This is a genomic window from Frankia sp. CgMI4, from assembly GCF_001756285.1.
Taxonomy (GTDB): Bacteria; Actinomycetota; Actinomycetes; order Frankiales; family Frankiaceae; genus Frankia; species Frankia casuarinae.
In genome coordinates this window covers 88,717-103,089 of the sequence record NZ_MAQZ01000046.1, presented here as the reverse complement: position 1 = coordinate 103,089, position 14,373 = coordinate 88,717, and the positions used below count along the sequence as shown (strand labels likewise).

Annotated in this window: 9 protein-coding genes; 7 read left to right on the top strand and 2 right to left on the bottom strand. The window is 72.5% G+C overall.

From position 1 onward, the window contains the following. The first annotated feature begins 8 nt into the window (after positions 1 to 8). The 7 genes from Manayef4_RS05045 to Manayef4_RS24770 all read left to right on the top strand — a co-directional run bounded on the left by Manayef4_RS05045 (position 9) and on the right by Manayef4_RS24770 (position 9,833). Positions 9 to 2,042, top strand: coding sequence for a rhodanese-like domain-containing protein (locus Manayef4_RS05045; protein WP_070130832.1), 2,034 nt, complete (start codon positions 9 to 11; stop codon positions 2,040 to 2,042). Next, a complete protein-coding gene (locus Manayef4_RS05040; protein WP_070130802.1) occupies positions 2,039 to 3,430 on the top strand; it encodes an FAD-linked oxidase C-terminal domain-containing protein in 1,392 nt (463 codons plus the stop codon). The genes Manayef4_RS05045 and Manayef4_RS05040 overlap by 4 nt, the downstream gene beginning before the upstream one ends. A 256-nt stretch (positions 3,431 to 3,686) precedes the next feature. After that, on the top strand, positions 3,687 to 4,946 hold the full coding sequence (locus Manayef4_RS05035) for an MFS transporter (RefSeq protein ID WP_070130801.1): 1,260 nt from the start codon (positions 3,687 to 3,689) through the stop codon (positions 4,944 to 4,946). A gap of 243 nt (positions 4,947 to 5,189) precedes the next feature. Then, entirely contained in the window at positions 5,190 to 5,963 is a 774-nt protein-coding gene (locus tag Manayef4_RS05030; RefSeq protein WP_070130800.1) for an alpha/beta fold hydrolase, read from the top strand. Between the two features lie 160 nt (positions 5,964 to 6,123). Further along, entirely contained in the window at positions 6,124 to 7,191 is a 1,068-nt protein-coding gene (locus tag Manayef4_RS05025) for a small ribosomal subunit Rsm22 family protein (RefSeq protein ID WP_083282277.1), read from the top strand. Positions 7,192 to 7,353: 162 nt separating this feature from the next. Further along, positions 7,354 to 9,456: a hypothetical protein gene (locus tag Manayef4_RS05020; protein WP_254665463.1), complete on the top strand. Its 2,103-nt coding sequence runs from the start codon at positions 7,354 to 7,356 to the stop codon at positions 9,454 to 9,456. A gap of 209 nt (positions 9,457 to 9,665) precedes the next feature. Next, the gene (locus Manayef4_RS24770) at positions 9,666 to 9,833 is read left to right on the top strand and encodes a hypothetical protein (RefSeq protein WP_157493410.1); all 168 of its coding nucleotides are present in this window, start codon (positions 9,666 to 9,668) and stop codon (positions 9,831 to 9,833) included. A 5-nt stretch (positions 9,834 to 9,838) separates the two neighbouring features. On the opposite strand, the gene Manayef4_RS05015 is transcribed toward Manayef4_RS24770, so the two are convergent. Both Manayef4_RS05015 and Manayef4_RS05010 read right to left on the bottom strand, forming a co-directional pair. Then, the gene (locus Manayef4_RS05015) at positions 9,839 to 10,642 is read right to left on the bottom strand and encodes a metalloprotease (RefSeq protein ID WP_011436821.1); all 804 of its coding nucleotides are present in this window, start codon (positions 10,640 to 10,642) and stop codon (positions 9,839 to 9,841) included. Positions 10,643 to 10,839: 197 nt separating this feature from the next. After that, the gene (locus tag Manayef4_RS05010) at positions 10,840 to 14,331 is read right to left on the bottom strand and encodes a DEAD/DEAH box helicase (protein ID WP_070130798.1); all 3,492 of its coding nucleotides are present in this window, start codon (positions 14,329 to 14,331) and stop codon (positions 10,840 to 10,842) included. Between the last annotated feature and the right edge of the window lie 42 nt (positions 14,332 to 14,373).

Below are 14,373 nucleotides of genomic sequence, written 5' to 3'. Positions count from 1 at the left end.
CACGCACGGTGAGTCGCAGGTACATCGTCATCGGAGCCGGGGCCGTCGGCGCGACCGTCGCCGTGGAGCTGCGGCTCGCCGGGATCGACGTCGTCGTCGTGGCCCGGGGCGCGAACCTCGCGGCGCTGCGGGCGGGCGGGCTGCGCTACATCCGACCGCCGGCCACGCCCGGCGGTGAGCCCGACGAGCGGCGGATCCCCCTCGACGTCGTCGGCGGCCCGGACGAGGTCGACCTGCGTGGTGACGACGTGCTCGTCCTCGCCACCAAGTCGCAGGACTCCGAGGCGCTGCTCGCGCAGTGGGCATGGCGGCCGGTTGACGTTGACGGCACGCGGCGCACGGCGGCGGAGGCGCTGCCCGTCGTGCTGCTTCAGAACGGGATCGAGAACGCCCGTRCGGCGTTGCGCCGGTTCGCCACGGTGATCGACGCGGTCGTCCTCAGCCCCTCCTCGCACGTGCGACCCGGCGAGGTCGTGTCCCCGGCGGCCCCGCTCGCGGCGGCCTTCTACCTGGGCCGCGCCCCTCGCGGCGCCGTTGACGACCCGACCGCCGAGGYTGTCGCGGCCGACCTGCGCCGAGCCTCGTTCGCCGTCGCGGTCGTCGCGGACATCGACCGACGCAAGGCCGGCAAGCTGCTGGGCAATCTGGCCTACAACCTCGACGCGATCTACGCTCCGAGCGAGCTGCGCGACGCGGCGGCTGCCGTGCTGGTCGAGGAGGCGCGGCGGGTGTTCGCCGCGGCCGGCGTGGAGACCGCCGGCGTCTGTCCGGACGACGGGCTCGACCTGTCCGGCCTCGTTCCGCACGAGATCCCCGGCTTCTCCCGGGAGGGCAGCTCCACCTGGCAGAGCCTGGCGCGTGGCGGGTCGGTCGAGTCGGACTTCCTCAACGGCGAGATCGTGCTGCTGGCCCGCCTGCACGGGCTGGCGGCACCGGTCAACGCCGGGGTGCAGCGGCGGATCGCCACCGCGGCGCGCACCGGCACGCCGCCGGGCGGATTCGACCAGGCCGACCTCGCCGCCCTGCTGGTCTCGGCACCTGCCGGCGTGGTCCCCTATGCCGGCGTGGTCCCCTATGCCGACGTGGTCCCCTATGCCGACGTGGTCCCCTATGCCGACGTGGCCCCGGATGCCGGCAGGACACGTGCCGGCGTGGCGCTCGGGGAGGTCCTCGTCAACGTGAGACGTCTGCACGACGAGCTGCTCTCGCCCGGCCCRCCGCTGCTGCTCGACGTCCGCTGGGCCCTGGGTGACCCCCACGGGCACGACCACTACCGCGAGGGCCACCTGCCGGGCGCGGTCTACGTCGACCTGGACACCGAGCTCGCCGCCGCACCGGGCGGGACCGCCGGGCGGCATCCGTTGCCCGAGCTCGTCAACCTCCAGCAGGCCGCCCGGCGCTGGGGGCTGACCGCCGGGCGTGCGGTCGTGGTCTACGACGCGGTCGGCGGGCTGTCCGCCGCCCGGGCCTGGTGGCTGCTGCGCTGGGCGGGCGTCGCCGACGTCCGCATCCTCGACGGGGCACTCGCGGCCTGGCAGGAGGCCGGGTTCCCGCTCGAGACCGGCGAGATCATCTCGGCGCCCGGCGACATCGTCCTGCACGCCGGTCAGCTGCCGGTGCTCGACGCGGACGGCGCCGCCCGGGTGGCCCGCGAGGGTGTCCTCCTCGACGCCCGTGCGGCCGAGCGGTATCGCGGCGAGGTGGAACCGATCGACCCGCGCGCCGGCCACATCCCGGGAGCGGTGAGCGCCGCGACGGGGGAGAACCTCGACGCGAGTGGCCGGTTCCTGCCCCGGGACGAGCTGCGGGCCCGGTTCGCGGCCCTCGGCGTCGGCGGCGGCGGCGACGTCGGCGTCGGCGGCGACGGGAACGGGGCCGGCGGGCGGGCGCGGCCGGTCGGGGTGTACTGCGGATCCGGAGTGACGGCCTCCCACGAGATCGCCGCGCTCGCCGTCGCCGGCATCGACGCCGCCCTGTACCCGGGTTCCTGGTCGGCCTGGTCGGCCGACCCCGACCGGCCCGTCGCCACGGGTCCGCAATGACCCCGGCGCGGTTCGCGGTCGCGCTGCCGGCCGGGCAGTGGAGCACCGATCCGGCCGTCGTCAACGCCCACCGGTGGGACCGGTCCGGCTGGCAGCCCGCGGGCCGCCCGATCGGCGTCGCGTTCGCGCGCGAGGTGACCGACGTCCAGGCGGTGCTGCGGGCGGCGAGCGCGGCGCGGGTAGCGGTGACGGTGCGCGGCGCCGGTACCGGCCTCGCCGGGGGAGCCGCGGCCTCGGCGGGCAGCGTCGTGCTCGACCTGTCCGGAATGAACCGCATCCGCGAGCTGTCGGTTACCGACGCGGTCGCGGTCGTCGAGCCTGGCGTGATCACCGCCGATCTCGATCGGGCGGCCCGCGAGGTCGGCCTGTGCTACGCGCCGGATCCGGCGAGCGCGGCCATCTCCACCATCGGCGGGAACATCGCGACGAACGCCGGGGGCCTGAGCTGTGCGAAGTACGGCGTGACCCGGGAGTCGGTGCTCGGTCTGGACGTCGTCCTCGCAGACGGCGAGCGCATCAGCACCGGGCGGCGAACCGTCAAGGGGGTCGCCGGCTACGACCTGACCGGGTTGTTCGTCGGATCGGAGGGAACTCTCGGGGTGGTCGTCGGCGCCACCGTGCGGCTGCGGCCCGCGCCGCGCTCCACGGTCACCCTGGCGGCCTTCTTCGACACCTTCGCCGAGGCCGCCGAGGCCGTCACCGCGCTCGGCGTCGCCGGGATCGTCGTGGCCGTGGCCGAACTGCTCGACGGCCGCACGGTGCGGGCCGTCGACGCCGCCACCGGCAGCGACCTTGCCTCCGCCGGCGAGGTCTTCCTGCTCGTCCAGACCGACGGGTCGGGCGCGGGAGAGGAGGCCGATGCCGTCGAGGGCATTCTCGCCGAGCGGGCGAGGAGGGTCCGGCGGTCGGTGGACGAGGCCACGGCGGAGGCGCTGCTCGCCGCGCGCCGCTCGGCGCTACCCGCGCTGGAGCGCCTCGGCCGGGTGCTCATCGAGGACATCGCCGTGCCGCGCGGCCGGATGGCGCAGGCCGCCGCGCGCATCGTCGAGATCGGCGCCGCCACCGGCGTGGACATCTTCACTCTGGCCCACGCCGCCGACGGCAACCTGCATCCCATCATCGTGGTCGACCCCGTCGACCCCGTCGACCCCGTCGACCCCGTCGACCCCGCCGACCCCGCCATCCCCGAGCGTGCCTGGCACGCCGCCGAGCAGATCTTCGCCACCGCGCTGGACCTGGGCGGAACGGTGACCGGCGAGCACGGCGTCGGGGTGCTCAAACGGCGCTGGCTCGCCACGGAGCTCGGCTCACGCAGCCACGACCTGCAACTCCGGCTCCGTCAGGTCTTCGACCCGGCCGGCATCCTCAACCCGGGCCCCGCGATCTGACCATTGACCGGCCCGCGCCGCCGTGAGTGTCGCTTCTCGCACGGTGGGCGGGGACCGGGCGAATCTTCCCAGCGCTCCCGATGGTGAGAATCGCTACCGACAGTGAGAATCGCTACCGATGGTGAGAACAGTCCCAACGGCGAGAACACGAGAACGGGGACAGTCTCGGCCGCGCGCSCCATCATTGTCGATGTGGGCAGTGGGGCCGGGCGCGCTGTTCGCCTCATGACTTCGTCGTCCCGAGGAGAAGACCATCATCAAGGGCACCTTCCGTTCCTTGTCCGTCTACAATTTCCGGCTCTTCGCGGGTGGCCAGGTGTTGTCCGTGACGGGAACCTGGATGATGGTCGTGGCCCAGGAYTGGCTCGTCCTTTCGCTGAGCGGCGACTCGGGAACAGCCCTGGGCCTCGTGACCGCCCTGCAGTTCACCCCGATGCTGTTGCTGACCCTCTACGGCGGAAGGCTCGCGGACCGCTACGACAAACGCCGGCTACTGACCGTCGCGAACCTGGCCTCCGGACTGCTCGCCCTGGCGCTGTCGCTGCTGGTGTTAACCGGCACGGTCCGGCTGTGGCACATCTGCCTGTTCGCACTGGGCCTCGGTCTCGTGAACGCCGTCGAGATGCCGACCCGGATGGCATTCGTGAGCGAGCTGGTCGGCGCCGAACTCCTCCCCAACGCGTCGGCGCTGAGCGCGGCGTACTTCAACGTCGCCCGGGTCGCCGGCCCGGCCGTCGCCGGCCCGTTGATCGGCGGCTTCGGTACCGGCCCGGTCATGATGTTCAACGCCGTGAGCTACCTCGCGACGGTGGTGGGTCTGCGGATGATGCGCCCGGCCGAGATGCACCGCGACGCGCGCCGGGCGACCTCCACCCGCGTCGTCGACGGACTGCGGTACGTGCTCGGCCGGGAGGACCTGGTGCTCGTGCTTGGACTCGTCGCGACGATCGGGCYGTTCGGCCTGAACTTCCAGCTCACCGTGCCCCTGCTCGCCAGGACGGTATTTCATGCCGACGCGGCGGCCTTCGGGCTGCTCACCAGCGGGCTCGCCGCCGGATCGCTGCTCGCGGCCCTCGTGACGACCGCCCGCCGCACCCGCCCGTCGGCCGGCACGGTGATCGGATCCGCGCTCGCGTTCGGCCTGCTGGAGACGGTGACCGGCTGGGCGCCCAGCTATGCCACGGCGGCCGTGCTCCTGATCCCTACCGGCTTCGCGACGATCTACTTCGCTCAGGCGGCGAACCACCGCATCCAGCTCGGCAGCGATCCGCAGTACCGAGRCCGGGTGATGGCGATCTATACCCTGATCCTGCAGGGATCGACGCCGCTAGGTGCCCTGTTCGTCGGCTGGCTCACCGAGCACCGTGGCGCCCGCGCCGGGTTCTACATCGGAGGTCTCGTTTCGGTCGCCGCCGCGATCGCCACACTGGTGGTGGACCGCATGCGGGCCGCGGCCGTCGACGACCCGCCACGCCCCGGCGCCCCGGCGCCCGGCGCCCGAACTGTAGAGGGTTAGTCACGGTCCACAGTCTCCGCCATTGCTAACCCGCCACACTTTCCCGTTTCCCACACCGGGCCGCCCGCCACCTAGTGGTCCTGTTGCCGGAGGTGATGTGTCGAACGCCGAGTCGAACGCCGAGCGGAAAAGAGCCCCGGGAACCCTTGCATCGCCTAAGCTGGAGACTGAGGGATTCCCCGGATAATTCGATTCCATCACGAGAGCGGTGTACTATCATCATGCGAGTATCCGACCGCGGCGGTGGCCGTGTCCAGTGACGTCGATCTGTGGCTGAGGCGTTTCCATCCGGCGTCGGCGAGCGCCCCGCGGCTTGTCTGTTTTCCCCATGCGGGCGGCGCGRCAAGCTTCTACGTTCCGCTATCCAGGGCATTGTCGCCGGTCGCCGAGGTGCGTTCGGTGCAGTATCCGGGCCGCCAGGACCGGCGGACGGAGAGGCCCGAGACGGCCATCGAACCCCTCGCGGACCGCATTGCCGACGTGCTGCGTCCCCTCACCGACCGCCCGCTGGCGTTCTTCGGTCACAGTATGGGGTCGACCGTCGCCTTCGAGGTGACCCGCCGGCTGGAGGCGGCGGGCGGCCCGGTGCCGTTCGTGCTGTTCGCATCCGGCCGCAGAGCCCCGTCGGCCTCCCGCGCYGAATCCGTGCATCTCCTGGACGACGAGGGTTTTCTGCGGGAAATCCGTGCGCTTGGTGGAACCGACCCGCGCATCCTCGCCGATCCCGAAATACTGAAGCTGATCCTGCCGCCCACCCGGGCGGACTACCGGGCGATCGAAACGTATTCTGCCCCGTCGGACGCGGTGATCGGTACGGCGATTACCGTGCTGGTCGGGGATTCCGACGCCAAGGCCACCGTGGCCGAGGCCGAACAATGGCGGGCGCACACGACCGGTGCGTTCACGCTGAAGGTCTTTCCCGGTGGCCATTTCTATCTGTCGGACCAGCAGGCCGCCGTCATCGACACCGTCTCGGCCGGGCTGGTTCCCGCGGCCACCGCGGGGCCCTCGCTCTGACCCGTCGGCTTGCCCCGCCGGCTGGCTCGTCGGTCAACGTTGTCGACCTGGACGTGTCGACCTGGACGTGACCCCCACCACGGGCACCGGCGGCACCCCGGGCGGGATTCGCGTCAGCGTATTTCGTTCGGGGCCGTGGCACCGCGGCTACGCTTCGACCGTGCGGTACGGGTCGGGACGCGAGGGACGCGAGGGACACGAGGGTGTGGTGGCCGGTCTGCTCGCCGCGGCCGCGGCCGAGACGGGCGCGTCCGTGGGGACCCCGCCGGCGCGGGCGATGTCCCGCGCCTACCGGGAGTTGTCCGACCGGTATCGCGCGAACACCGCCACACCGGGTGACGGCGAGCTGACGGCGGATCACGTCCAGGCCTACCTCGCCGCCCGACTGCCCGCGACGCTGGCGGTCACCCGCGCGGTTCTCGGTGAGGTGGCGCTGCGCCGCCCGGACTGGCGGCCCGGGTCCGTCCTCGACCTGGGCGCGGGTCCCGGGACGGCGACCTGGGCCGCGCTGGCGGTCTTCCCCGGCGTGACCCGGGCCGTCCTGGTCGAGCGGTCCGCGCTGATGATCGACGTCGGTCGCCGGCTGGCCCGCCGCGGTGGCGCGCCGGCGCTGGGCACCGCGACCTGGCAGCGCACGTCCGTGCTCACCCCGCCCGGCGACGGCGCGGACCGGGCCGACCTGACAGTGGCGGCCTATGTGCTGGGCGAGCTCGCCGACGGCGACCGGGCCGCAGCCGTGGCCGCGTGGTGGCGGGCCACCGCGGCGGAGTTGGTCATCATCGACGCGGGAACCCCGGCCGGCTTCGCGCGGATCCGCGCCGCGCGCTCGGCGCTCGTCGAGACCGGCGCGACCATCACCGCGCCCTGCCCCGCCGACGACGACTGCCCGATGACGGCGGGGGACTGGTGCCACTTCGGCCGGCGGGTCGAGCGCAGCGCACTGCACCGGGCGATGAAGGACGGTGCGCTCGGGTACGAGGACGAGAAGTACTCCTACCTCGTCGCGTCGCGCCGGCCGCCCGCGCACGCCGCCGGTCGGGTGCTGCGCGTGCCGCGGGCCCGCTCGGGCCATGTCCGGCTGACGGTCTGCGAGGCGCCGCGGCAGGGTGACGTGGTCATGCCGCGGCAGCGTGACGTGGTCGTTTCCCRCAGCGAGAAGGAGGCATACCGCTGGGCCCGGCGGGCCTCCTGGGGGGACGCCGTCCCGCCCGGCACCGGGCCGCGCTGACCCGCTGTCAACGTCGGGACCCGCCGGTGACCGGAACCCGGTGACCGGAACCCTTTGACCTGGTACCCGGCAGTCATGGCCAGTTGCCGGCTGTCTACGCTTATGTCTGTTATGCCGTTGTCTGTTATGCCGTGTCGGTGTGCGTCGAAGCCGGTCCATCAGATGGACGGCGGGTCGACGGCGGCCCGCCGCCGGGCCCGCCGGTCGGGCCGCACGCCGGCGCTGATCGTCGCGGCCATCTGCGGGTGTTCGTTTGTCGTCAGCCTGGTCCTGCAGGCGACGCTGTACCGGCACGGCTCGGGTGACGCGGACGAGGCGGCCTACGTCCTGCAGGCGCGCATGCTGCTCGACGGCCGCCTCACCCTGGACGCGAACACCGTCGAGCCGTTCTTCCGGCCCTGGCTGACCGGGGAGCACGACGGGCGGGTGTTCACCAAGTACCTTCCCGGGTGGCCGGCGCTGCTCGCCGCGTCCCAGGCGTTGTTCGCCACCATGGCCGTCGCCCCGGCCCTGGTGGCGGCCGGCTGGGTGGCCGGGACGTACCGGCTGGCCCGCGAGCTCTTCGACGACGCGGTCACCGCGGTCACGGCGGCGGTGTTCGTCGCGCTGTCCCCGCTCGTCCTGGTACACACCTCGCTGCCCCTCGCCTACGCGTGCGGAGCCGCGACGCTGACCCTGGCGTGCGCGGCGCTGCTGCGTGGCGGCCGGACCGGGGCGCGGCTGTCGCTCATCGGCGGCGGGGCAGGCCTGGGATTCGTCCTGCTCCTGCGGCCCTTCGACGCGGTGATCGTCGCCGTTCCCGTCGTGGTGTTCGTGCTGGCGCGGCTGTGGCGGTCCGCGGGTGGCCGGTCCGCGGGTGGTCGGTTCATGCGTGCCGTGGCGCACCGGACCGCCTGGGCACTCGCCGGCCTGGCGCCGTTCGTTGTCGTGCTCCTGGCGTACTGCCGGCGGGTGACCGGTTCTGCGCTCCGGGCGCCGCTGTCGGCCTCCGATCCGCTGGACCGCTTCGGTTTCGGGCCGCGTCGCATCCTGCCCTCGGAGCCGACGTTCCTGTTCACCCGCCGGCTCGCCCTCGAGGCCCTGCACGGCACCGTCGTGGCGGCCCCGAGCTGGGTGTTCGGGGGCGTCGCGGTCCTCGTACTCGCGATCTTCGGCGCGCTGCGGGCGCACCGCCGTCCCGAGCGCGTCCTGCTGGTCGTCATCGTCGCCGCCGTCGGTGGCGGCTACTTCTTCTGGTGGGGTTCGGCGTTCGCGATGCCGGGCCTGCTCAACGGTCTCGGTCCGCACTACCATCTGGCCGCGTTCGCCCCGATCATGATTCTCGCCGCCGACGGCGCCCGCCGGGTGTGGTCCATGAGCGAACGGTGGTTCTCCCCGTGGCCCGGCACCGGCTCTCCGCCGGCCCGACCCGTCCCGCGGCGACCCGTTCTGCGCGGATCAGGTCTGCGCAGACCCGTCATCGCGGTCCTCGCCGCCGCGGGCCTGATCCTCCTCACTGTGGACGCGATCCCGGACAAGGTCGCCGGCCAGCGATGGGTGAACGACCGCAACGCGTTCCTTGACGCGCTGCTGCCGGACCGCTACCCGGCCCCGGCGGTGGTCGTCGTGACGCCCGGCGTCCCGAGCCGTTACACCCAGGTGCCGTACCAGATGCTGCGGAACACCCCGGACCTCGCCGGGCCGGTGGTGTACGCCGCCGACATCGGTGCCGGCACGGYCACCCTGCCCGACCGGATGCCGGGCCGGGCGGTCTACCGGCTGCGTCCCGACGAGATCGTCGACCCGGCCGCGCCCGCGAGCTACTTCGGGTCCTTCACCGCGCTGCGCCAAGTCGCCGGCAACCGCGTCCGCGTCCAGGTGACGGCGCGCGATCCCGGTGGTGCTGGTGGCTCCGGTGGCACCCTATACATCCGGTTGGGTGCCACGACCAGAACCGTCCAATTCGGGCCCGCGAACGCCGGGCCCGCGGACGCTCCCGGGATCACGCACACCTTCACGGTGACGACCGGCACCCCGCTCGGACCGGACGAGCTCGGCATCGCCGGTGCGACGCTGCCCGACGAGCTCGTCGTCGGGTTCACCGTGCCGACGGGAGCCGGTGCGGCACGCTGGGAGGAGCGGATCCCGCTGGCCCGGCGTCCCTCCGGAGAGCTGGCCCTGCTCGTGCCCGGCCTGGGCTGGCGTCAGGTGCCGAACCGGCCCGGAGCGGGATGGCTGCCCGCCCCGGTCCGTCCGGCGCTGGCCGTCTCGGTCGGTGCGACGTGACCGGGGAACGGATCGTGACCAGATAATTCGATGGATTTGACCGGTGCGGCGCCGGGGTCAGACCCAAATCCGCCAGTAGCGTGATGGTGATTGTTTGCCGGTCGGTTTCGTGATCGAAATCGGTGGGGAGGGCTTCCCGGCCGGTTTCGGGTACGCCGAGAGCCCGAATGTTGCTCCGGGCGGGCCGGGGTCCTTTCCGGGGTGTGGGGGTGGCTGTGAGGTCGGGGTGGGGTGGTGCGACGGGTGCGCGGGGGCTCGGCGGCCAGCTGTCAGGTGGCGGCGGGCAGGGCGTCGAGCCGGTCGAGGGCGGCGGCGAGGTGCCGGTCACGCCCTGGTGGCAGCCTCAGCCGGCCAACATCACCCCGCTACTGGCGTAGCTGGGTCAGAACAGCGGCACGCTTCCGCTCTCGGACTGGCCGAGCCGGTGGCAGGTGTCGCTGTCGCGCAGGTAGCCGAAGGAGAAGGCCTGGGCGCGTTGACGGGGGGTGCCGTGGGCGCCGGGGGCGGAGGCCGCCTCCTGGTCGAACCAGCCACTGTCGCGGGTGTCGCCGATGCTGTAGAACAGCAGCGCGCCCTGCAGCGCGTCGGTGAACGCGATGCGCTTGGCGTCGTGCGCGCTCTTGGCCTGGCGGCCGGCGAAGCAGTCGGCCTGGTTCTCCTCCGCGCGCGACACCACGCCGATCGTCCCGCCGATCCGGGCGCCCCGATGGCCCAGCTCGTGCATGATCACAAACAGCGGGTAGGACGCTCCACCCGCCTGGAACAGCTCCGTCATGAAGTCGACGCTGTAGGCGACGGTGTCGTCGAGCTGGCAGTACAGTGCGTTGTCCGCGAACTGCTTGGGATCGTTCACCTGCGCGCCGCAGGCGTCCTGCGGAACCTGGCCGTCCCGGTAGGGGACGAACCGCGGTGGTGTCCACGCGTCGCCGAGTTCGCCGTGCCAGAAGCTGTTCGTGCCGCCCGGGCAGCCGACCGGTTCGGAGAGGAGTTTCTCGACCCCGGCGAGGTCGGTCACCCTGCCTCCGCACTCCCCGGCGGCCGCGATCGGCACCGCCGACGTGCTCACCGATGTCCCCCCCGCGGCCGCGTCCCCCGCGGCCGCGTCCGCCGCGGGGGACGCGTTGCAGCCGGTCAGTACCCCGACGGACACGACGATCGCGGCCAACGCCGCCCAGATGACCCGCACGAGGCATCACCGTAGAGGTCCGCCCCGGTGTGTGGAACCCGACGTCGTCACCCTGACAGGCGCCGACGCCCTGACCTCGCCTAACTGCCGGTCGACGGCCCGGCCACAGGCCCCGRTGGGCGCCCATCGGTGGAACCGGGTGAACCCGCCCGCGCCCGTCAGGCCACCGGCCACGAGGCAGAGGCGGTCCGGGGGCGTCAGGCGAACAGCTCGCGGATGTCGTCGGCGTCGAGCGTCGAGCTGAACACGTCACCGTCGTCCATGACGCTGGAGAACAGCCGTGCCTTCCGGTCCTTCATCGCCATCACCTTCTCCTCGATCGTGTCCCGGGCGACGAGGCGGTAGACCATGACGTTGCGGGACTGCCCGATGCGGTGCGTCCGGTCCACCGCCTGTTCCTCGGTCGCGGGATTCCACCACGGATCGAGCAGGAAACAGTAGTCCGCCTCGGTCAGGTTCAGGCCGAACCCGCCGGCTTTCAGGCTGACGAGAAAAACCGGGGCCGACCCCGTCTTGAACCGCTCGAGCACGGTGGACCGGTCGCGGGTCCGGCCGTCGAGGTAGCAGTGCTCCACACCGAGGGCGGACAACCGTTCGCGTACCTTGCCGAGAAATCCGGTGAACTGGCTGAAGACCAGGGCCCGGTGACCACTGTCGACGACGTCGGTGAGCTGCTCGAACAGAGCGTCGATCTTGGCGCACGGCAGGTCTGYGTGGTGGTCGTCCACCAGGCCGGCGTGCAGGCTGAGCTGGCGCAGCAGGGTCAGCGAGCGCAGGATCGTGAAGCGGTTGCGGTTCATGTCGTCGACCAGGCCCAGTACCTTCTGCCGTTCCCGTTGCAGATAGGTCTGGTAGAGCCTGCGGTGCCGCGGGTGCAGGTCCACCTCCAGGACCTGTTCCTGCTTTGGCGGGAGCTCGGGCGCCACCTGTTCCTTGGTGCGGCGCATCATCAGCGGCCTGATCCGCCGTCGGAGCTGGGCGAGCAGCTCGACGTCGTTCTGCTTCTCGACCGGCCGGGCGTAGTAGTCRCGGAAGCGGATCGGGTTCGGGAACAGGCCGGGCGCGGCCACCGACAGCAGCGACCACAGCTCCATCAGGTTGTTCTCCATCGGGGTCCCGGTGACGGCCAGTTTGAACGGCGCCGGCAGCAGCCGGGCGCACCGGTAGGCCTTCGCCTGGTGATTCTTGATCATCTGGGCCTCGTCGAGGATCAGGCCCGACCAGGCCAGGCTCGCGTACTCCTCGTGCTCGAGGCGGAAGAGCGTGTACGAGGTGATCACCAGGTCGGCGCCCGACACCGCCTCGTCGAGGGCCTCGCCACGCCGCCGCTGCGTGTCGCGGATCGCCACCGTTCGCAGCCCGGGCGCGAACCGGGCCGCCTCCGCGGCCCAGTTCGACACGACGCTCGTCGGCGCGACGACGAGGAACGGCGCGAGCTCGGGATCGGCCTGCCGGGCGTGGCAGACCAGCGCCAGCGTCTGCAGCGTCTTTCCCAGGCCCATGTCGTCGGCGAGCACCCCGCCCAGCCGGTACTTCCAGAGGAACGCCAGCCACCGGAAACCGTCGAGCTGGTAGGAGCGCAACGTCGCCGCGAGCGTCGCCGGCGGCTCCTGTTCGAGCTGGCCCTCGGCACCCAGCTCCAGCAGCCCCGTCACCTGCTGGCGCCACGACCGCGCCTGGCGCTCGACCACACCGAGCCCGGCGAGCTCCTCCCACAGCCCGACCTGGAACCGACTGATCCGCAGCGGGCCGCCGGGTGAGTCCTGCAGTGCCCGCGCCTCCTCGATCAGTCGCCGCAACGACTGCAGCTCGGGCTTCTGCAGGCTGAAGTAGGCGCCGTCGGCGAGGAGCAGGTGCGACTGCCCCTGACTCAGCGCCAGGAAGACGTCCGTGAACGGCACCTGCCGGCCCTCCACGGTGACGGTGACCCCGAGATCGAACCAGTCGGTCTCGCCCACCACATCRTCGGTGGACAGGCCGATGAGCAGCGAGTCGCCGGCCTCCCGGTAGGCCGCGGGGTCACCGCTGACCTCGACGGCCACCCCGGGCCGGTCCGCCAGCAACGGGAGCAGCTCCGTCGTCGCGCGCATCGTGTCGACGCCGCGCAGCCGCACCCGTGGCCGCAGACCGGAACCCTGGTCACCGGCGAGCAGGGCGGCCGTGCCGGAGGGCAGATCCAGCGCCGCCAGCACGTCCCGCAACGCGTCCTGCTCCTGGCGCGGATCCCGTAACCCGTCCGGTTCCGCGGCGGGAGGCGTCGCGGCGGGCAGCATCGTGCCGTCCGGTTCGGTGCCGTCCGGCTCCGTCGCGTACAGCGGCACGTGGATCCGCTCGCCGCCGACCTCGTAGGCCCATCCCCAGCTGAGGTCGAGTTCGTGGTCATCGCCGTAGGAGGCGTGCAGCACCAGGGCCGGCGGCGGCACCTCCGGCGGCTCGAAGGAACCGTCGCTGGACACCACGGGGGCCAGGCGCCGCAGGCGCGGGTAGAACTCCGCGCGGAAGCGGGACTCCTCGCTGCGGGGCACCCGCAGGCTCCGGTTCCCGACCGCCATCCGCTGCAGCCGTGGCGGCACCGGCTGGGCGAGCCGCGCGAGCCGGACGTGCCAGTCCCGATGGTCGTCGGAGGTCAGGACCTCCGCCCGGTCGACGTACACGACGCCGTGGCCGTCGCGGCCGATGAACGAGAACACGGCGGCGTCCGTCGCCGTCCCGCCGAGGTGGAGCAGGGGAGCCACGACCAGCGACTGCGTGCTCTCGTCCTGGGTGACGTTCAGGCACAGTTCCGCGGAACCGTAYCGGCTCACGTCGCCGAGCTTCTTGCGGGCATGCACGAACCGGAGGCCGACCGCCTCGGCCTCGTCGAGCATCGACCAGAGCTGCCGGCTTTCGAACGCGCAGAGATCGAGTCGTTTCGCGCCGSCGGAAGAGTAGGAGGAGTAGTACGAGTACCCATACCGCTCCTCATGGGCCCGGTACACGGCGAAGAACTCCTGCAGCAGCCGTACCTGCGGCTGTTGGTACTCGCGGGTCTGGTACGCCGCGTTGAGGGCGTCCCACCCGATGGCGTTGACCCAGCCGTTCCGGCCCGGCTGCACCAGCCGGGCCGTGACCCGCAGGCCCAGCTCGGRCCCGCCGCCGTGGGCCGGCGGATCCGCCGTGAAGCTCAGCTCGACGGCCAACGGCGTCGTCCCGGCGGCCCCGCCATGGCCGCCGCCGACGGCGGGCGAGGAACCCAGCAGCTCTCCCAGGTCCTCGGTCCAGGCAGCCGACCGGGACGGCCGCGGCTGAGCCGGCCGGGGCCGAGCCGACCGCGGGGAGGACCCGGACCGCCGCGCCGATGGGCCGGGGGCCGCCGCACCCGTTGCCGCGCTCGCCGTGGCCGTCGCGCCTGTCGTGGCCGTCAGCACCAGCGCCACGACGTGCTTGCAGTCGGCGCCCACCGGGCAGGTGCACGAGCCGTACTGGAACGTCCAAGAGGACGGACCGTCACCCGAGAACTGCGCGTTCGTCGCGTAGACCTCGCCGCCGCTTCCACGCACCCGGCCCTGGAGGGTGTTCTCGTCGGGGTCCCAGTCGATCCTCGTGACCGCGCTCTGCTGGGCGTAGTGCACACCTCTGGCATACGAACGTTCGCTGACGGCYGTCYGGAGACCGGCGGTGCCGGGTCCCTGCCACGACACGGAGAGCATGCCGTTAAGGTAGCAGGCGGTGACGGAAGGTCGCCAAGCAGC

What these genes read in the sequence shown, in the direction of transcription:
- Manayef4_RS05040 (WP_070130802.1), top strand. Translation starts at nt 2,039, where the DNA reads ATGACCCCGGCGCGGTTCGCGGTCGCGCTGCCGGCCGGGCAGTGGAGC.